Genomic DNA, 371 nt, shown 5'->3' with positions numbered 1-371 from the left:
GTGTAAGTACGGCATTGTTACCGGCTGCATCTTTTATAGTACCTGTGAGCGCAGCGCCCAGGGTAATGCCGTCCATGTCTACATCTCCGGCCTGCACTATATAGAGGAAACCCAATGTATCTGTACCAGTGCCGCCCTGATAGGTAGCCTGATGGGTAGTGCCACCAATAGTGATATCGAGCGTAGGCGTGCCCGTTACAACGATAGACTCACTGAAATGTGCTTTGAAGCGGAGCCCTTCACCGAGGTGATAAGTGCCGTTGGCAGGTACATCTACGGCTGTAATAGTAGGCGCCGTGCCATCATACACGCGGCTTAAAATATTGGAGGCGCGCCGTGCCATCATACACGCGGCTTAAAATATTGGAGGC

At 52.3% G+C, this 371-nt stretch carries 1 protein-coding gene; it reads right to left on the bottom strand.

From position 1 onward, the window contains the following. On the bottom strand, positions 1–346 hold a 346-nt coding region (locus tag AC1DCV_RS35830; protein ID WP_477027690.1), incomplete at its 3' end, for a hypothetical protein. Positions 347–371: the final 25 nt, after the last annotated feature.

The sequence above is a fragment of the Chitinophaga sp. 10T418 genome (assembly GCF_056394125.1).
The sequence above is the reverse complement of the archived record's forward strand: the minus strand, read 5'-3'. Positions and strand labels throughout refer to the sequence as shown.